The organism is Roseateles chitinivorans (assembly GCF_002761755.1).
Lineage (GTDB): Bacteria > Pseudomonadota > Gammaproteobacteria > Burkholderiales > Burkholderiaceae_C > Roseateles > Roseateles chitinivorans.
In genome coordinates this window covers 15,758-33,214 of the sequence record NZ_PEOG01000024.1, presented here as the reverse complement: position 1 = coordinate 33,214, position 17,457 = coordinate 15,758, and the positions used below count along the sequence as shown (strand labels likewise).

Genomic DNA, 17,457 nt, shown 5'->3' with positions numbered 1-17,457 from the left:
GAAGCGAGGAGTCACCGTGAGCAACCTGATCGAGATCCGTGACCTGTCCAAGGTCTACACCCGCGGCAAGCAGAAGGTGGAGGTGCTGCACCACATCGACCTGGACGTCGCCCAGGGCGACTTCCTGGCGTTGATGGGCCCGTCGGGCTCCGGCAAGACGACGCTGCTGAACCTGATCGGTGGCCTGGACCAGCCCAGCGGCGGCAGCATCGCCATCGGCGGCGAGCGCATCGACCAGCTCAGCGCCGCCAAGCTGTCCAAGTGGCGCGCGGCCAAGGTCGGCTTCGTGTTCCAGTTCTACAACCTGATGCCCACCCTGTCCGCCCAGCGCAACGTCGAGCTGCCGCTGCTGCTGACCAAGCTGTCGGCGGCGGAGCGCAAGAAGCGCGCCGCGATCGCGCTGGCGCTGGTGGGCCTGTCGGACCGCGCCAGCCACAAGCCGACCGAGCTGTCGGGCGGCCAGCAGCAGCGGGTGTCGATCGCCCGGGCGATCGTGTCCGACCCGACGCTGCTGGTCTGCGACGAACCGACCGGCGACCTGGACCGCCAGTCCGCCGAGGACGTGCTGGCGCTGCTCCAGGCGCTCAACCGCGACCACGGCAAGACCATCGTGATGGTCACCCACGACCCGAAGGCCGCCGAGCGTGCGCGCCAGACGCTGCACCTGGACAAGGGCACGCTGGTCGAGCAGGTCGCCCACGCGGTGGCCTGAGCCCGCCGCGGCACGGCAACGACAAGGGGTCGTCATGAAATACCTTCATCTCATCTGGGCGGCGCTGTTCCGGCGCAAGCTGCGGACGGTGCTGACGCTGGTGTCCATCATCACCGCGTTCCTGCTGTTCGGGCTGCTGGACGCGGTCCGCACCTCGTTCGACCAGGCCGGCCAGTCGGCCAATGGCGCGTCGCGGCTGCAGACCGGCTCGCGGCTGTCCTTCATCCAGACGCTGCCGATGGCGCTGACCCAGCGCATCCAGGCGGTGGACGGCGTCAAGATGGTCACCTACGCGAACTGGTTCGGCGGCGCCTACCAGGACCCGCACAACCAGGTCTTCAGCTTCGCGGTGGCGCCCAATTACCTGGACGCCTATCCGGAGATGGTCGTCACCGATCAGGCCAAGCAGGCCTTCGCCTCGACCCGCATCGGCGCGCTGGTCGGCGAGGGCCTGGCCAGGCGCTTCAACTGGAAGGTCGGGGACAAGATCCCGCTGCAGTCGACGATCTTTCCGGACCGCAACGGCAGCAAGAACTGGCAGTTCGAGATCGTCGGCCTGATCCACGCGGCGGACAAGAAGTCCGGCGGCTGGTACGACCAGATGTTCCTGCTGAACTGGAAGTACTTCGACGACACGACACCCTACAACCAGGGATCGGTCGGCTGGTATGTGACGCGGGTCGCCGACGCGAATCAGGCGGATCGGGTGGCCAAGGCGATCGACGCGATCTCGGCCAACTCGGACCATGAGACCCGCACCCAGACCGAGCAGGCGGCGATGGCCTCGTGGATGAAGCAGGTCGCCGACATCGGGCTCATCGTCAGCTCGATCATGGGCGCGGTGTTCTTCACGCTGCTGCTGCTGTCGGGCAACACGATGATGCAGGCGGTGCGCGAGCGCACCAGCGAGATCGCGGTGCTCAAGACGATCGGCTTCTCGGGGCACAGCGTGCTGGCGATGGTGCTGGCGGAGTCCATCCTGCTGCTGGTCATCGGCGGTGTGATCGGCCTGGGACTGGCCAGCGTGCTGGGGCCGATCATCAGCGCGGGCAGCGGCGGTTCCTTGAACCTGCCGGCGGCCGGGCTGAACAGCTGGGCCATGGGCGTGGGCTTCATGGTGCTGTTCGGGGTGATCGTCGGCGCGTTGCCGGCGCTCAACGCGATGCGGCTGAACATCACCGACGCGCTGGCGAGGAGGGCCTGAGCATGAAATTCCTGAAGAACCTGGGACTGGTGCTGCTGCTGGCCTTGGTGCTGGCCGCGTGGGTGATGCTGCCGTGGTTCGGCGCCCTGGCGCTGGCCGTGCTGCTGGCGCTGTGGATGCTGCTGACGCGGCGGGGCGCGCAGGCGCGATCGGTGACCAGCGTCGGCGTGAGCACGCTGCCGCAGCGGCTGGGCTCGTCGGCGGTGATCGTCGTGGGCATCGCCGGCGTCGTCGGCGTGCTGGTGGCGCTGCTGGCGATGGCCGAAGGCTATGCCGAGACCTTGCGCAAGTCCGGCAGCGAGGACACGGCGATCGTGCTGCGCGGCGCCTCGGCGGCCGAGGTGGCGTCGGTGATGTCGCGCGACGACATCACGCAGATCGCGCAGGCGCCGGGCGTGGCCAAGAGCGCCAAGGGCGAGCCGCTGGTGTCGGCCGAGACGGTGGTCGCGGCCAACCTGCCGGTCAAGGGCACCAAGACGGACGAAGAAGGCAGCGTGCAGATGCGCGGCGTGGGCGACGAAGCCTTCGCGGTGCGGCCGCAGGTCAAGATCATCAGCGGGCGCAAGTTCCAGCCCGGACTCAAGGAGTTGATCGTCGGGCAGGGCGCGGCGCGGCAGTTCGAGGGCCTGGAACCGGGCAAGCAACTGCGGCTGGGCAGCCAGATGTGGACGGTGACCGGCGTGTTCGCGTCGGGCGACTCGATGGAGTCGGAACTGTGGGCCGATGCGCCGGTGGTGGCCGAGACCTACCGCCGCGGCGCGAGCCGCAATTCGGTGACGGTGAAGCTGACCGATGCGGCGGCGTTCAAGGACTTCAAGGCCGCGCTGGAGGCCAATCCGCAGCTGAAGGTGGATGCGACGACGACGCTGGCCTTCTTCGCCAAGCAGTCGGAGCAGATGACGAAGATCCTGCGGATCATCGGCATCGTGGTGGGCAGCATCATGGCGGTGGGCGCGGTGTTTGGTGCGCTGAACACCATGTTCGCGGCGGTCGCCACGCGCGCCCGCGAGATCGCCACGCTGCGCGCGATCGGCTTCCCCGGCTTGCCGGTGGTGGTGGCGGTGATGCTGGAGACGATGCTGCTGGCGGCGCTGGGCGGATTGATCGGCGGCGGGATTGCCTACCTGCTGTTCAACGGCCATGCGGCGTCGACGATGGCGGCGGGTTCAGTCGGGAAGCTGAGCTTCGAGCTGCGGGTATCGGGGCAGCTGTTGTGGGAAGGCCTGAAGTGGGCCTTGGCCATCGGTTTCATCGGCGGGCTGTTCCCGGCGGTGCGCGCCGCGAGCGTGCCGGTGACGACGGCGCTGCGCGAGCTGTGACCTGACGCGCCGGTCGGTGCTGGGAAGCATCGGCCGGCTTGGCCCGGCGGGCATCAGGGGCGGGCTGGTCGCCGGGTGGCTGGAAGCGACTGCAGGGCCCGATGTGCTTCATGCGCGTCCGCCAATGCGACGAACGCCTGTTCTCGCGTGAACCGGCGGTGGACGCGATAGTCCGCCGCATTGCGCCGTTGTCGAAGTTCTCCCAGCAGATCGGCGATCGACTTGCAGCCGATCTGGTGAAAGTGATCCTGTGTCTTCGCATGCACATCCGGCGATCGGGAGTGAATGTTGGCAATGGCCCGGCCGATCAGGAACACGGCGTAGTAGGCGCGAGACGCTGCGCTCCGCAGACTGGCCTCGTCGGGGCGCAGCGCGAGTTCGTCGGCGAGCTTCAGAAGGGCTTCAGGCTGAAAGATCATCGGGCGCTCCTTCCTCGGAGTCCGGCAGGGGTGGAAAGTTGCCGTCCTCCGCGACCAGCCGAACGTAGGGAAAGAGCGCGTCGCGCACCGGCCCCAGTCCGTCGACGGACCAGATCTGCTCCAGCATGGGGGCAAGCAGGTGACCTTTGCGCCGCGGGCATGCGTAGAGCGCGAGTCGCAGCTGATAGTCGCCGGACTCTGGATCCATCTCCACCTGAGCGGTGAGCGTCTTGTCGGCCGCGCACTGCTCGATGCCGGACAGGAGCGCGGAGAGGTCCGGTGGCGAGATCTGCGGACGCCGTCCGAGGAACCATCCGATGATCTCGTGAAACGTCGGGGTGCCCTTCGGCGCCTCGAGGTTGTACGGCCACTCGTTGGGATTGCATTCATAGATCGAGCTGGGCCATCGGGTCCAGTCGTCCTCGTACACCCAGCAACCTTCCGGCACCTTCAGGGTGGGCCCGGCCTCAGCGGGCACGGGTCGCTCTTGCATGGTCAACATGAGCCTTCCTTGGGCGGATCGATCCGCCAGTCGTTGAGAAGGCGGCCATTCTCGAAACACGCCCGGCGTGCGTCATGACTCGGACAAGTCGAAAACGGGGGGATGACAAGCAAGAAGTGGGGCCCTCGAAGGAGGCGCCCCGGAAGGGCGGATCAATTGAACGCCGCCAGCATCCGCTCCAGCGCGACCATGAACGGCTGATGCATCAGCGGCAGCGTCGCCACCAGCCCGACCAGGCCGATGCTGACCGTCAGCGGGAAACCCACCGAGAACACGTTCAGCTGCGGTGCCACCCGCGAGATGATGCCCAGCACCAGGTTCACGAACATCAGCATCGTGATCAGCGGCAGCGCGATCCACAGGCCCATGCGGAAGATCTCCGCGCCCCATACCTGGGGCTGCGCCACGCGCAGGAAGCGGAACGGTTCCTCGCCGACCGGGAACGCCTGGAAGCTCTCCACCAGCGAATTGATCAGCATCAGGTGCCCGTTGATCGCCACGAACAGGAACGCGACCATCGAGCCCAGGAATCGCGACGAGGACGTGCCCTGCGAGCCGGTCGAGGGGTCGAAGAAGCCGGCGAAGTTCAGCCCCATCTGCAGCCCGATCAGCTCCCCGGCGAATTCCAGCGCGGCGAAGACCACCCGCACCGCGAAGCCCATCGCCAGGCCGATCAGCAACTGCTGCGCCACCACCGTCAGCAGCTGCGGCAGCGAGTCGAGCGGGATCACCGGCATGGCCGGCAGCGACGGCTGCGCCGCCACCGCGATGAACAGCGCCAGGCCGATGCGCACCCGCGTCGGCACCTGGCGCTGGCTGAAGACCGGCATGCCGGCGAACAGCGCCAGCGTGCGAATGAAGGGCCACAGGATCGGATTGATCCAGGCCAGCAGCTGCGCTTCGCTGAAGGAGATCATCGGGAACGGCGAAGTACGCGCGTCGGCGAGCGCCTCAGCCCAGCGCCTGCGGGATGCTCTGCAGCGTGCGCTGGATGTATTCGACCAGCGTCGTGATCATCCAGGGCCCGGCGATCGCCAGCACCAGCACCGCGGCGACGATCTTCGGCACGAAGGACAGCGTCGATTCATTGATCTGCGTCGCCGCCTGGAACACCGACACCAGCACGCCGACGGCCAGCACCGTCAGCAGGATCGGCGCCGCCACCATCAGCAGCACATATAGGCCCTGCTGGCCGATGGTGAAGACCTGTTGAGCATCCATGTCCTTGTCCTCCGGATCTCGGATCGCCGCTATTGCGCGAACGAGGCCGCCAGCGAGCCCAGCAGCAGGTTCCAGCCGTCCGCCAGCACGAACAGCATCAGCTTGAAGGGCAGCGACACCAGCACCGGCGACAGCATCATCATCCCCAGGCTCATCAGCACGCTGGAGACGATCATGTCGATCACCAGGAAGGGGATGAAGATCAGGAACGCGATCTGGAACGCCGACTTCAACTCGCTGGTGACGAAGGCGGGGACCAGCACGCGGAAGGGCACGTTCTCGGGGGCGATATTCGGCTCGAGCTTGGCGAGCCGCGCGAACAGCGCGACATCGGACTGGCGCGTCTGCTTCAGCATGAAGGACCGCATCGGCACCTGCGCGCGGTCCAGCGCCACCTCGAAGCCGATCTGGCCGCTCTGATAGGGCTGCCAGGCTTCGGCATAGACGCGGTCCAGCGTCGGGCTCATCACGAAGAAGGTCAGGAACAGCGACAGCCCGACGATCACCTGGTTCGGCGGCGCTGCCTGGGTGCCCAGGGCCTGGCGCAGCAGCGACAGCACGATCACGATCCGGGTGAAGCCGGTCATCATCAGCAGCACCGCGGGCAGGAAGCCCAGCGCGGTGAAGAACAGCAGCGTCTGGATCGGCACCGAGTAGCTGTTGCCGCCTGCGCCCTGGCCAATGATCAGCGGCACGCTGGCCGGCGCGCCGCCGCCTTGCTGCGCCCATGCGGCGGCGCCCAGGCCGCCGAGCGCGGCGAGCAGCGCCAGCGCGCGCAACTTGCGCCGTGCCGGGGAAGGGGAGTTCGAGACCGTCATGCGCCGTGCCCGATCAGGTCGAGGTGTGAGGGCCGGGGCCATCGGCGTGCCTGCCGCCGAGGTTGCGCTTCAGCAGCGAGGAGAACGACGGCTGCGCCGCCTGCAGCGCGGCGCCAGCGTCCGCCTGCGGCGGCATCACATGCAGCGTGCGGATCTGCTGGCCGGTGATGCCCAGGACCAGCCACTGGCGGTCCTCGTCCTGGCCGACCTCGACGATCACGATGCGCTGGCTCGGCGCGATCACCAGCTGCGCCACGGTGCGCAACTGCCCGCCCAATGCGGCACCGCCCAGCGGCGTGCGCTTGAGCAGCCACAGCACGACTGGAATCAAGGCCAGGATGGCCAGGAACCAGAGCAACGGGACGAGGCTATTGTTCATGGTCGCGAATTATGACGACGAAAGGACCCGGCGAGCGTCGCAGACGGCGCGCTGGCGTTGTTGCCGCTGCTCGCCGGACAGGAAGTCCGGCTCCGCGCGGCGCCTAGCCAGCACACCGTCTGCTCGCTCGCCGAGCCCTTTCGTTTGAGCAGCTTCGGAGGGTCAGGCCTTGCTGAGGCGGCGCATCCGTTCCGAAGGCGTCACGATGTCGGTCAGGCGGATGCCGAACTTGTCGTTGACGACCACGACCTCGCCCTGCGCGATCAGGTAGCCGTTGACCAGCACGTCCATCGGCTCGCCGGCCAGCGCGTCGAGCTCGACCACCGAGCCCTGCGCCAGCTGCAGGATGTTCTTGATCGGGATGCGGGTGCGGCCCAGTTCCACGGTCAGCTGGACGGGAATGTCCAGGATCATGTTGATGTCGCTGCCCGGCAGGTTGCCCGGGGTCGGCGCGAAGTTGGTGAAGGCCGCCGGCGCGACCTGCTCGGCCACCGGCTGCACTTCCGCCGCGACCTCGCTGCCGCCGCCACCGCCGGCTTCCGCCAGCGCCGCCGCCCATTCGGCGGCCATCGCGTCCTGTTCGTCCATCGGGGTGTTGTCAGCCATTGCGGGCTCCCAGCCAGCCGGCGTCCGGGCCGGTCAGCATCTTTTCAATCTTGATCGAATACTTGCCGTTCGAGGTGCCGTAATGGCAGTCGAACACCGGCACGCCGTCCACCTTGGCCTGGATGATCTGCTCCAGGTCCAGCTCGATGAAGTCGCCCGGCTTGAAGGCCAGCAGCTGTTCCACCGTCGCGGGCGCCTTGGCCAGCTCCGCCACCAGTTCGACCTCGGCCGACTGGATCTGGTGCTTGAGCAGGTTGACCCAGCGGCGGTCGGGTTCGCTCGAGTCGCCCTGCGTGGTGCTGTACAGCACGTCGCGGATCGGCTCCAGCGTCGAGTACGGAATGCAGAAGTACACCGTGCCGCTGGTCTCGCCGATCTCCAGCGTGAACGAGGTCGACACGACGATCTCGCTGGGCGTGGCGATGTTGGCGAACTGCGGCTGCATCTCCGAGCGCTGGTACTCCAGCTCCAGCGGGTAGATGCCCTTCCAGGCCTTGAGGTACTCCTGGATGATCACTTCCACCAGGCGCAGGATCACCCGCTGCTCGGTGGCGGAGAAGTCGCGGCCCTCGATGCGGGTGTGGAACTTGCCGATGCCGCCGAACAGCGAGTCGATCACCGCGAACACCAGCGTCGGGTCGCAGACGATCAGGCCGCTGCCGCGCAGCGGCTTGACCGACACGATGTTGAAGTTGGTCGGCACCACGATCTCGCGCAGGAAGGCGCTGTACTTCTGCACCTTGATGCCGCCGATGGCGACTTCCGGGCTCTTGCGGATGAAGTTGAACAGCCCGATGCGGATGTTGCGCGCGAAGCGCTCGTTGATGATCTCCATCGTGGGCATGCGCCCACGGACGATCCGTTCCTGGCTGGCGAGGTTGTACTCGCGGATGCCGCCGGTCTGGACCTCCTCGGCCTCGAGCTTCTGGCTCTCGCCGGTGATGCCCTGGAGCAGGGCATCGACTTCGTCTTGCGACAGGATTTGCTGATTCATCGCCTGATCCCTTCGGGAGGTCCGCTCACTGCACGATGAAGGTGGAGAAAAGCACCTGCGTCACCGGGCTCTCGACCGGGCGCTTCTTTTTCTTCTTTTTCTTCGGCGCGGCGTCTTCGTCCTCTTCCTCGTCGTCGAGCTCGATGCCCATCGGACGCACCGACTCGCGGCGGATCTCGCGGGCCAGCTTCTCCTTGCCTTCGCCGCTGAGCAGCTCGGCCGAGGTCTTGTGGGACAGCACGATCAGCACGTTGTTGCGGATCGCCGGCATGTAGGCCTTGAGCTGGTCGGCGAACTTGGGATCGGCCACCTCCAGCGTGATGCCGATCTGCGCGAAGCGGTCGACTTCCTTGTCGGCCAGGTTCACGGTGAACGGGTCCAGCGGGACGAAGGTCGGCGGCGTGCCGGGCTTGACGTGGGCGGTGGCCGCGGGCTTTTCCTCGGCGGCGCCTTCCTCGTCCTCGGCATGGGACTTCTTCTTCATCATCAGCAACGCGGCGACGCCCACCAGCACCACCACCAGGACGATGGCGATGATGATGATCAGCTTCTTCTTGCCGCCACCCTTGACGGCGGCGTCGTTGCCTGCGGCGGCTGTGGCCATGGGCGCTCCGATGATGAAAAAAATGGATCTGGCGGGGAACCGGACCTGACGATCCGGCAATGGCTCCCATTGTGAAGCGCCGCCCCCGCGCTCAACGCGCGAAAAGGCGGCGGATTCCGGTCAGACTCGCGGACCGTCAGGCGTACAGGTCGACCAGCCCGCGCGGCGCGGTGCGCCGTTCGCTCCGGCCGGCGGCGGCGAGGGCGCCGTCGTCCTCACCGCGGCCGCCGCGGCGACCGTTGCCGTTCGACGCGCCGTCCGGGCTGCCGTCACCGCGATTCTGTCCGCCCTGGGAGGAGGTCTGGGCGAACACCCCGCCACCGCTCAGGGTCAGTCCCTGGGCCTGCAGCGCGGCCGCCAGATCGGGCAGGCTGCGTTCCAGGACCTCCCGGGTGGCTGCCTGCTGCGCATGGAAATTCACCTGCGCCTGCTGGCCGTCCAGCTGGATGTTGATCGACACCGGGCCCATCTCGACCGGGTTCAGCTGGAGCTGGGCCTCGTGGATGCCGTCCTGGATCAGCAGGCTGACGCTGGCGGAGAGTTCCGGCGCGAAGTCGGGGCTGTCCATCGGCTGGCTCAGCGGCACGCTGGGGGCCGGGGCCGCCGCCGCAGCGTCGGCACCCGCGGTGCCGGCGGCCGGCGCGGCCTGCTGCGCCGCCGCGAGCAAGGCCTCGAAGCTCGGGGTCGGGCCCTTGGCGGCGCCATCGGCCATCGCGATCTCATGAGCGCCGCCGGCGGCGGCCTGCAGGGCCTCGGTGCGGGTCGACGCGTCCTTGCCGTCGCCGGTGCCCGCCTGGCCGGCCGCGGCCTGGCTCAGCTCGCGCTGGAGCTGCTGGCGCTCGCGCAGCGCGTCGCCGGTGGTGAGCGGCTTGCCGTGGCCATGCGCGCCGCCCGTCAGGGCCTCGCTGCCGGCCTCGTCGCCGGAGGCGACGCCGCGCGCCGCCTTCGGTTCGGCCGGCGCGTCGCCGCGCAGCATCGCCAGGATCTGCTCGGCGGAAGCGGCGCCGCTGTCCTTGGTGTCCTTGGCGACCTTCCGGTCCTGGCCTTCGGCGTCCTGGCCCTCCACGCGCTCCGAGCGCGGGGCGTCGGCGGCGTGGGTCGCCGTGGCGTCCGTCGCGTCGCTGGCATCGGCCGCATCGGCCTGATCCGCGGCGGCCGACGCATCGGCGCGATTCGCCGCATTCGCGCGGGCCGGCGCCTTCGCGTCCTCGGCCTTGTTCGCGCTTTGGCGGGCGGCGGCATTGCGGGCCGCCAGCTTGTTCTCTTCCTTCGCCGCCGTGTTCTCCGGCGAGCGGGCGGGCGGGCCGGCCGGCTTCGGTGCGGGCGCCGCGTCCTGACGCTGCGCCTGCTGGCGGGCGTCGAGCTGCTGGGCTTCCAGCTGGCGGGCCTGCTGCTGCGACTGGGCCTGCTGGGTTGCCAGTTGCTGCGATTGCAACTGGGCCATGGTCGACCGGGCGGATTGCGCGGACTGCTGCTGCAACTGCTGGTTGCTCTGGTTCAGCAGGCGCGAGAAGTCGGCCGAGCCGCCATCCTTGCGGCCGGCGGGGGCGGACGGCATCGCGCCGAGCCCGCCCGGCATCGCGGGGGTGTTCTGGATCTGCGTCATGACGGGGAAAGGAGTTCCGGCGACCGGATCGCGCTCAGGCGACCAGGCGCGACATCGGGTTGCCGCCGCGCGAGGCCGCACGGGCGGCCTGTTCGTCGGTGGCGCGTTGTTCCTGGCGCAGCTGGGTGCGCAGCGTCTCGGCGCGACGGCGCTCGATCAGCTTGCGGACCGAGGCGACCCGCAGTTCGCGCTCGCGCAGCGTGTCGCGGGCGGCGGTCAGGCGCTGGTCGGCGTAGTCGGCGATGCCGCTCTGCTGGCCGATCGCCTGATCCAGCCGTTGGCCGAAGTTCTGATAGCAGCCCAGCAACTGGACCGTAGTCCGCTGTGCGAATTCCTGCGACCAGCGGCTGCGGTAGTCCGTGCGGTATTGCGCCAACTGGTCATGCTGGTTGCGGGCGGCGTTGGCACGCGCCTGCGCCTCCTGCAGATGACGCAACGCTTCATCGCGCTCGGCCTCCGCGCGTTCGAGGAGAACGGTCAGGGCCTGCAAGTTGGAACTACTCATGTCGATGACCTCGCTTCACGGATGTCGGCAGCTATCACGCAAAGTTGAGTGTGGCGGTCAACTGGTTGAGGCAATCGTTCAAAGAAGCGGGGGAATGCATGTCTTGTTGGAGCAATCGGTCCATGTCGCCATGCAGGCGCACCGCCAGGTCGAGTTCCGGATCGTGCCCCGGCTGATAGGCGCCGAGCTGGATCAGGTCGCGCGCCTTGTTGTATTTCGCGAGCAATTGCCGGAATCGGCGTGCCAGTTCGACATGCCGCTTGTCGGCGACGCTGGTCATGACGCGGGAGATCGAGCGTTCGACGTCGATCGCGGGGTAGTGCCCACTCTCGGCCAGCTCGCGGCTCAGCACGATGTGGCCGTCCAGGATGCCGCGGGCGGCGTCGGCGATCGGGTCCTGCTGGTCATCGCCCTCCGACAGCACCGTGTAGAAGGCGGTGATCGACCCCTCGCCCGCCAGGCCGTTGCCGCTGCGTTCGACCAGTTGCGGCAATTTGGCGAAACAAGAGGGCGGATAGCCCTTGGTTGCCGGCGGTTCGCCGATGGCGAGCGCGATTTCCCGCTGCGCCATCGCGTAGCGGGTCAGCGAATCCATCAGCAGCAGCACATGCTGGCCGCGGTCGCGGAAATGCTCGGCGACCGCGGTCGCATAGGTCGCGCCCTGCATCCGCAGCAGCGGCGGCGCGTCGGCCGGCGCGGCGACGACGACGCTGCGGCGCAGGCCTTCCTCGCCCAGGATGTCCTCGATGAATTCCTTCACTTCGCGGCCGCGCTCGCCGATCAGGCCGACGACGATGACGTCCGCCTGCGTGTAGCGGGCCATCATCCCGAGCAGCACCGACTTGCCGACGCCGGTGCCGGCGAACAGGCCCAGGCGCTGGCCACGGCCGACGGTCAGCAGCGAGTTGATCGCGCGCACGCCGGTGTCCAGCGGGCGGCGGACCGGGTCCCGGTCCATCGCGTTGATCGGGCGACGCACCATCGGTTCATCGCGGACGTCGACCAGCGGGCCGCCGCGGTCCAGCGGGTGCCCTTGCGGGTCGACGACGCGTCCCAGCAACCCGTCGCCCATCGGCAAGTGCAGTCCGCGATCCTCGTCGCGGCGCCAGGGATGACGTTCCTCGCCGAGCACCGGCCCATGAAGGGCGGCGGGGCGCGGCAGCACCATGGCGCCGCTGGCCAGACCCTGGATCTCGTCGGTGGGCATCAGGTAGGCCCGGTCGCCGGAGAAACCGACCACCTCGGCGGTGACCGGTCGCTGGCCCCGGCGCGGCGCCGCGGCGGTGGAGGGCATGTGGATCTCGCACACCGATCCGACGGGCACCTTCACGCCGGTGGCCTCCAGCACCAAGCCGGCCACGCGCACCAGCTTGCCCTGCGGCTCCAGCGCGGGGGCGTTGCCGGCGAAGGCCTGCAGGTCGTCGAAATACTGGGCCCAGCGGTCGGTGCGGCTGCTCATGGCTCGCGGTCCCCGCTGTTCTGGTAGCCGTGCGGCAGGCCGCCGTACTGGCTGGGGGTCGGGTCGGTCCGGAAGTCCAGGCGCGATTCCTGGGCCACCTCGGCGGCGCTGCGGCGGTCCTCCCAGACGGAGGCCTGGCCCAGCGCGCCGACGGCGGCCTGCCAGCGCGCCGGCAGCGAGGCGTCGACGCTGCAGATGTCGGCATCGACCTTGACGCCGCCCCGGGCGATGGAGGGATCGGGAATGACCTGCGCCTCGCGGGCGCGCAGTTCCTGGCCGGCGCCGTCCAGCACCAGCGGCAGGTCGTCCGGATGCACGCGCACGCGGACATGGCGCGCATTGATCAGCAGCGCCTCGACGGCGTCGTGCGCGACCTTGGACACGAGTTCCGGCGCGGTCGACAGCTCGCTGCGCACGACCTGGCGGGCCAGCTCGACGGCGGTGCGGGCCAGCGCCTCGGCCATGTCCTGCTCGATCGCGGTCAGGTCCTGGTCGAAGCTGGCCACCAGCTGCCCGACCTGCGCGCTGATCTGCTTGGCGAAGCTCTGCTTGAACGCGTCCAGCGCGGCCATGCCGTCGCGGTAGCCATCCTGGTAGCCGGCCTGGCGGGCCTGCTGCATCAGTTCCTCGACGCTCGGACCGGGCGGCGGCGGGGGCGGCGGCGGCTCGACCGGCGCGGGCGCGCTGACGGACGGCTTGCGCGGCGGCGCGGCGCCGTCCAGCGTGCCCGGGTTCCAGGCGGCGAAGCCGGACAGCTCCTCGCGCGGAATGATGCGGCTGTAGGTGTTGCCACGCGGCGCGTCGCCCTCGGGGCGGGGCGGCGGCGGGACCTGGCGGGGCGGGCGGGTGACCATCGGTTCGGGTGTCGGTCGCTATCGAGGGCGTGGGGGACGGGGCGCCGGGATCACAGGAACTGGTCGTCGCCGCCGCCGGCCAGCACGATCTGGCCTTCGTCGACGAGGCGGCGGACCACCTTGAGGATTTCCTTCTGCTCGGCCTCGACCTCGGACAGGCGCACCGGGCCGCGCGATTCCAGGTCCTCGCGCAGCGTCTCGGCGGCGCGGGAGGACATGTTGCGGAAGATCTTCTCGCGCAGTTCCGGGCCGGCGCCCTTGAGCGCGACGATGAGGGATTCCGACTGCACTTCCTTGAGCACCGCCTGGATGCCGCGGTCGTCGATCTTCTCCACGTCGTCGAAGGTGAACATGTTGTCCATGATCTTCTGGGCGAGGTCGGAGTCGGCTTCGCGGATGTAGTCCAGCACCGAGGCCTCGACGCTGGTGCCCATCATGTTGATGATCTCGGCCGCGGTCTTGACGCCGCCCAGGTTGGACTTCTTCATGCGCTCGCCGCCGGCCAGGATCTGGCCCATGACCTCGTTGAGGTCCTTCAGTGCCATCGGCTGGATGCCGTCCAGCGTGGCGATGCGGATCAGCACCTCGTTGCGCTGGCGCTCGGTGAAGACACGCAGCACCGAGCTGCTCTGGTCGAAGTCCAGGTGCGACAGGATGGCCGCGACGATCTGCGGATGCTCGTTGCGCAGCAGTTCGGCGACCGAGCCCGGGTCCATCCACTTCAGCGACTCGATCGAGGAGACGTCCGAGCCCTGCAGGATCCGGTCCAGCAGCAGGTTGGCCTTGTCGTCGCCCAGCGCCTTGCGAAGGACGGCGCGGACGTACTCGTCGGTGTCGCTGACCAGGGTGCTCTGCGACTCGGCGACCAGGTCGAACTTGTCCAGCACCTTCTCGACGCGGTCGCGCGGCACGACCTTCATCTTGGCGATGGTCTCGCCGAGCTTCTGGACTTCCTTCGGCGACAGGTGCTTGAAGACCTCGGAGGCCTCCTCCTCGCCGAGGGACATGAGCAGGATGGCCGCGTCTTCGACGCCTTTGTCGTCCATGGTGATGTCTCTCTATCGATCCTGAGGCGGGGTTCCCGGCGAAGCCGCTCAGCGGCGGCCGCCGGCCGGGGAGGTTTCCAGCTCTTCGCCGTTGACCCAGGCGCGCATGATGTTGGCCACCGCGACCGGGTTTTCCTTGGCCAGCAGGCGGGCCCGCTCCAGCTTGTCGTTGGAGATCGGCGCCTCCAGGGCCGGCAGGCCGCCGGGACCGCCCAGCGCCAGTTGCTCGTTCTCGACCACGTTGAGCGCGTTGTTCCCGGCAGTGTCGTCCTTCTGTTCGGCGGGCGGCGGGAAAGCCGCCTTGAGAGCAGGGCGAACCAGTCCGAACACGGCGATCAGCGCGATCAGCACCAGGGCGGCGGGGACGGTGGCGTCGCGGGCCATGTCGCGCAGCCAGGGCTGCTGCCACAGCGGCACGTCGGCGGGCTCGACCTTGTCCGACACGAACGGGGCGCTGATCACCTTGACCGAGTCACCGCGCTCCTGCGAGAAGCCCAGCGCTTCCTTGACCAGCGAATCCAGCTTCTGGATCTCGTTCTCGGACAGCGGCTGGCTGGAGGTCTTGCCGTTCTTGTCGGTGACCGTCTTCTGGTTGACGACGACGGCCGCGTTCAGCCGGCGGACCTGACCGATCGCATTGCGGGTGACGCGCACGGTGCGGTCCAGCTCGAACTGGGTGTCGTTGTTGCGGCGCATGTTCTGCGTGCCGCCGGATTGACCGGCCGGCTGCAGCGGCTGGGCCTGGCCGTTGATCGGCGCGGCGGCCTGCGGCGGCACCTGGTTGGTGGTGGCGCCCGGCACGCCGGTGGGCACGCCGGCGGTGCCGCCGGACTGTTCTTCCGAGGTCAGGCGGCGCACCGCGCTCTGGGTGTTCGGGCCCTGGTTGGGGCGGTACTCCTCGGCAGTGGACTCGACCTGGTTGAAGTCGACGTCGGCGGTGACCGTCGAGCGCAGGTTGTCACGGCCGACCACCGGCTCCAGCAGCTCGGCGATCCGCTTGTTCAGGTTGGCTTCGACCTGTTGCTTGTACTGCAGCTGCTGGCTGTCCAGGCCGGTGGCATTGCCGTCCGGGTTCTGCGAGAGCAGGGCGCCGGTGCTGTCCAGCACGCTGACCGCCTTGGGATTCAGTTCCGGCACCGACGACGACACCAGGTGGACGATGCCGGCGATCTGGGCGCGGTCCAGGGTGCGACCGCCGCGCAGGGTCAGCATGACCGAGGCGCTGGGCTTCTGCTGTTCGCGGAAGAAGCCGTTCTGCTGCGGCATGGCCAAGTGGACGCGCGCATCGGCGACGTCGGCCATGGCGGTGATGGTGCGGGTCAGCTCGCCCTCGAGGGCGCGCTGGAAGTTCAGGCGTTCGTTGAACGCGGTCTGGCCGATGGACTGCTTGTCCATCAGCTCGAAGCCGACAATGCCGCCCTTGGGCAGGCCAGCCGAGGCCAGCTTCATCCGCAGGTCGTAGACCTGGTTGGCGGGGACCATGATGGTGCCGCCCGGCTCGTTGCGGTAGGGCACATTCATCTGCGCCAGCTGCGCGATGACGGCGCCGCCGTCCTTGTCGGACAGGCCGGAGAACAGCGGGCGGAAGTCGGGCTTGGCCGTCATCATCGACATCGCCACGATCACCGCGAGCAGCGCGGCGACGCCGCCGCCCAGCATCAGCTTGCTCTTGGTGGGCATCGCGGCCAGGCGCTGGGGCAGGCCGGCCGGCTTGGCGGTCTGCTGCACCTCGGGAAGTGCGGCGGCGGGGCTGCTCAGGGCGTTGTCCATGGGGCGGTGTACGGCTGGGGTCGAACGATCGGCGGGGCGCGCCCAGGCGGACGCCTCGGCACAGGTCAGGATTATTTCGATCGGTGCCCTCAAGAATGTTCGGAACAGGCCGAAGAAGCCCCCCCAGTTCGGAGCTATGGCCGGCGGCGGCTTCCGTACGATGCATGCCGTGGACCTGAAACTCAAACCCTTCGACTTCGCCAGCGCGGTGGCCCGTGCCGGATTGACCCCCCAGGGTCAGCCGGTGGCCAAGGCCGCGCCGGGCGGCACGAGCTTCGCCGACGCGATGAGTTCGGCGTTGAAGTCGGTCAGCACGCAGCAGAACGAGGCGTCGCGACTGCAGCGGGAGGTCCAGCTGGACAACCCCACCGTCAGCCTGGAGGAAACCATGGTCGCCATGCAGAAGGCCCAGATCGGCTTCCAGGCGACGCTGCAGGTCCGCAACCGGCTGGTGTCGGCGTACTCGGAAATCATGAACATGCAGGTCTGACGCCCTGACGGCGCGCATCAGCGCCGATCGGACGAAAAAAGCCGCCCAAGGGCGGCTTTTGTCATTCCGCCGGGCCGGATCTGCCGACCCAACGGCGTCATCAAGGTCCGGTTCTTGCGGCCGCCCTCAGCTGCTGCGTCGCATCAGCCGTTCGCGTTTCTGCGCCTGGTCGATGAAGACCTGCAGCGCGCGGGCGGCGGTCGGGGCCAGCGAGACGAAGGCGCAGCCCGCCTGGTGCGGGCCGCCTTGTTCGCCTTCCGTCAGATGCTGGACCCGCAGCAGCGTCGCGAAGCTGACCTCGCGCTCCAGTTCCAGCGTGCCGGCGATCTCCTCGCCCGCCCGTGGCACCGGGACCACGTTGGCCGGCCAATGCAGCGCGACGCCGCCGGCGCTCACGTTCACCACGCGGATCCGGGGCAGGTCGGCATTGGCCAGCTTCAGCGCCGGATAGAGCTGCCCGGCCGAGGCCACCCGGTAGGCCTGACGCCGCTGGAATCGGTAGAGCCGCAGCGGCACCGGTGCGCGCAGCACCTCGGCGCCGTCGCCGCGGATCGCCACCAGCCCGGAGAGATCGAACTGCAGCTTGATCCGGTCCAGGTAGGCGGTGGCCACCAGTTCATCGCTCGCCAGCACCGGCGCCAGGGTGTCGCCGGACTGCGGCGCCTCCATCGTCAGCATGCCCCGTGGCGTATCGAGCGCGCGCAGCACCGTGTGGATCGCCTCGCCCGCCGGGGTGGACAGCTGCAGGCGCGCCTGCGACTGCAGCAGCTCGCGCAGCCAGTTCATGATCTCGCCGGGCGCGTCCAGCCGGTAATCGGCGTCGGCGGCATCGGCGGGAGGGGCAGGGACTTTCAGGTCGCTCAAGGCCAGCTTCCGGCTGCAATCGTTCGAAAAAATTCTCCCGCATCCCCAAGGCAAACGCCGCGCCGACCCCATCCGTTCGAGGGGC

The 17,457-nt window shown here is 68.7% G+C and carries 20 protein-coding genes; 4 read left to right on the top strand and 16 right to left on the bottom strand.

Features of this window, described 5'->3' with window-relative positions:
• Positions 1-16 precede the first annotated feature (16 nt).
• Genes CS062_RS10800 through CS062_RS10790 form a run of 3 tightly spaced genes read left to right on the top strand, consistent with a single transcriptional unit; the run spans position 17 to position 3,235 of the window.
• Positions 17-712, top strand: coding sequence for an ABC transporter ATP-binding protein (locus CS062_RS10800; protein ID WP_099861650.1), 696 nt, complete (start codon positions 17-19; stop codon positions 710-712).
• Between the two features lie 34 nt (positions 713-746).
• Positions 747-1,916 (top strand): ABC transporter permease, encoded by a 1,170-nt coding sequence (locus tag CS062_RS10795; RefSeq protein WP_099861649.1) that lies wholly within the window; start codon positions 747-749, stop codon positions 1,914-1,916.
• A 2-nt stretch (positions 1,917-1,918) separates the two neighbouring features.
• Positions 1,919-3,235 carry an ABC transporter permease gene (locus tag CS062_RS10790; RefSeq protein WP_099861648.1) on the top strand — a complete coding sequence of 439 codons (1,317 nt, stop codon included), beginning with the start codon at positions 1,919-1,921 and terminating at the stop codon, positions 3,233-3,235.
• A gap of 53 nt (positions 3,236-3,288) precedes the next feature.
• Here the strand turns inward: CS062_RS10790 and CS062_RS10785 are convergent, their stop codons facing one another.
• From CS062_RS10785 to fliF, 15 genes are all read right to left on the bottom strand, one after another.
• Entirely contained in the window at positions 3,289-3,654 is a 366-nt protein-coding gene (locus CS062_RS10785) for a hypothetical protein (protein ID WP_099861647.1), read from the bottom strand.
• Entirely contained in the window at positions 3,638-4,156 is a 519-nt protein-coding gene (locus tag CS062_RS10780; protein ID WP_099861646.1) for a hypothetical protein, read from the bottom strand. Before CS062_RS10780 ends, CS062_RS10785 begins: the two co-directional genes overlap by 17 nt.
• 152 nt (positions 4,157-4,308) lie before the next feature.
• The gene (fliR, locus tag CS062_RS10775; protein ID WP_099861645.1) at positions 4,309-5,073 is read right to left on the bottom strand and encodes a flagellar biosynthetic protein FliR; all 765 of its coding nucleotides are present in this window, start codon (positions 5,071-5,073) and stop codon (positions 4,309-4,311) included.
• Between the two features lie 34 nt (positions 5,074-5,107).
• Complete coding sequence (gene fliQ, locus CS062_RS10770) at positions 5,108-5,377, bottom strand: flagellar biosynthesis protein FliQ (RefSeq protein ID WP_091722320.1); 270 nt, start codon at positions 5,375-5,377, stop codon at positions 5,108-5,110.
• Positions 5,378-5,406: 29 nt separating this feature from the next.
• Entirely contained in the window at positions 5,407-6,195 is a 789-nt protein-coding gene (gene fliP, locus CS062_RS10765; protein ID WP_099861644.1) for a flagellar type III secretion system pore protein FliP, read from the bottom strand.
• A 13-nt stretch (positions 6,196-6,208) separates the two neighbouring features.
• Complete coding sequence (locus tag CS062_RS10760; protein ID WP_099861643.1) at positions 6,209-6,574, bottom strand: FliO/MopB family protein; 366 nt, start codon at positions 6,572-6,574, stop codon at positions 6,209-6,211.
• Positions 6,575-6,736: 162 nt separating this feature from the next.
• Positions 6,737-7,180: a flagellar motor switch protein FliN gene (gene fliN / locus CS062_RS10755; protein WP_091722331.1), complete on the bottom strand. Its 444-nt coding sequence runs from the start codon at positions 7,178-7,180 to the stop codon at positions 6,737-6,739.
• Complete coding sequence (gene fliM / locus CS062_RS10750) at positions 7,173-8,174, bottom strand: flagellar motor switch protein FliM (protein ID WP_091722333.1); 1,002 nt, start codon at positions 8,172-8,174, stop codon at positions 7,173-7,175. Before fliM ends, fliN begins: the two co-directional genes overlap by 8 nt.
• Before the next feature lie 25 nt (positions 8,175-8,199).
• The gene (locus CS062_RS10745) at positions 8,200-8,778 is read right to left on the bottom strand and encodes a flagellar basal body-associated FliL family protein (RefSeq protein WP_099861642.1); all 579 of its coding nucleotides are present in this window, start codon (positions 8,776-8,778) and stop codon (positions 8,200-8,202) included.
• A 136-nt stretch (positions 8,779-8,914) separates the two neighbouring features.
• Complete coding sequence (locus tag CS062_RS10740) at positions 8,915-10,384, bottom strand: flagellar hook-length control protein FliK (RefSeq protein ID WP_099861641.1); 1,470 nt, start codon at positions 10,382-10,384, stop codon at positions 8,915-8,917.
• 34 nt (positions 10,385-10,418) lie between these two features.
• Complete coding sequence (fliJ, locus tag CS062_RS10735) at positions 10,419-10,889, bottom strand: flagellar export protein FliJ (protein WP_099861640.1); 471 nt, start codon at positions 10,887-10,889, stop codon at positions 10,419-10,421.
• Positions 10,890-10,923: 34 nt separating this feature from the next.
• On the bottom strand, positions 10,924-12,348 hold the full coding sequence (gene fliI / locus CS062_RS10730; RefSeq protein WP_099861639.1) for a flagellar protein export ATPase FliI: 1,425 nt from the start codon (positions 12,346-12,348) through the stop codon (positions 10,924-10,926).
• Positions 12,345-13,202 carry a FliH/SctL family protein gene (locus CS062_RS10725; RefSeq protein WP_099861638.1) on the bottom strand — a complete coding sequence of 286 codons (858 nt, stop codon included), beginning with the start codon at positions 13,200-13,202 and terminating at the stop codon, positions 12,345-12,347. The genes fliI and CS062_RS10725 overlap by 4 nt, the downstream gene beginning before the upstream one ends.
• A gap of 50 nt (positions 13,203-13,252) precedes the next feature.
• Complete coding sequence (gene fliG, locus CS062_RS10720; RefSeq protein WP_099861637.1) at positions 13,253-14,248, bottom strand: flagellar motor switch protein FliG; 996 nt, start codon at positions 14,246-14,248, stop codon at positions 13,253-13,255.
• Positions 14,249-14,296: 48 nt separating this feature from the next.
• On the bottom strand, positions 14,297-16,018 hold the full coding sequence (fliF, locus tag CS062_RS10715; protein WP_099861636.1) for a flagellar basal-body MS-ring/collar protein FliF: 1,722 nt from the start codon (positions 16,016-16,018) through the stop codon (positions 14,297-14,299).
• Positions 16,019-16,187: 169 nt separating this feature from the next.
• On the opposite strand from fliF, the gene fliE reads away from it, so the two are divergent.
• Positions 16,188-16,508, top strand: a complete 321-nt coding sequence (fliE, locus tag CS062_RS10710) for a flagellar hook-basal body complex protein FliE (protein WP_254783195.1) — start codon at positions 16,188-16,190, stop codon at positions 16,506-16,508.
• Positions 16,509-16,634: 126 nt separating this feature from the next.
• On the opposite strand, the gene CS062_RS10705 is transcribed toward fliE, so the two are convergent.
• The gene (locus tag CS062_RS10705) at positions 16,635-17,372 is read right to left on the bottom strand and encodes a flagellar brake protein (RefSeq protein WP_158238745.1); all 738 of its coding nucleotides are present in this window, start codon (positions 17,370-17,372) and stop codon (positions 16,635-16,637) included.
• Between the last annotated feature and the right edge of the window lie 85 nt (positions 17,373-17,457).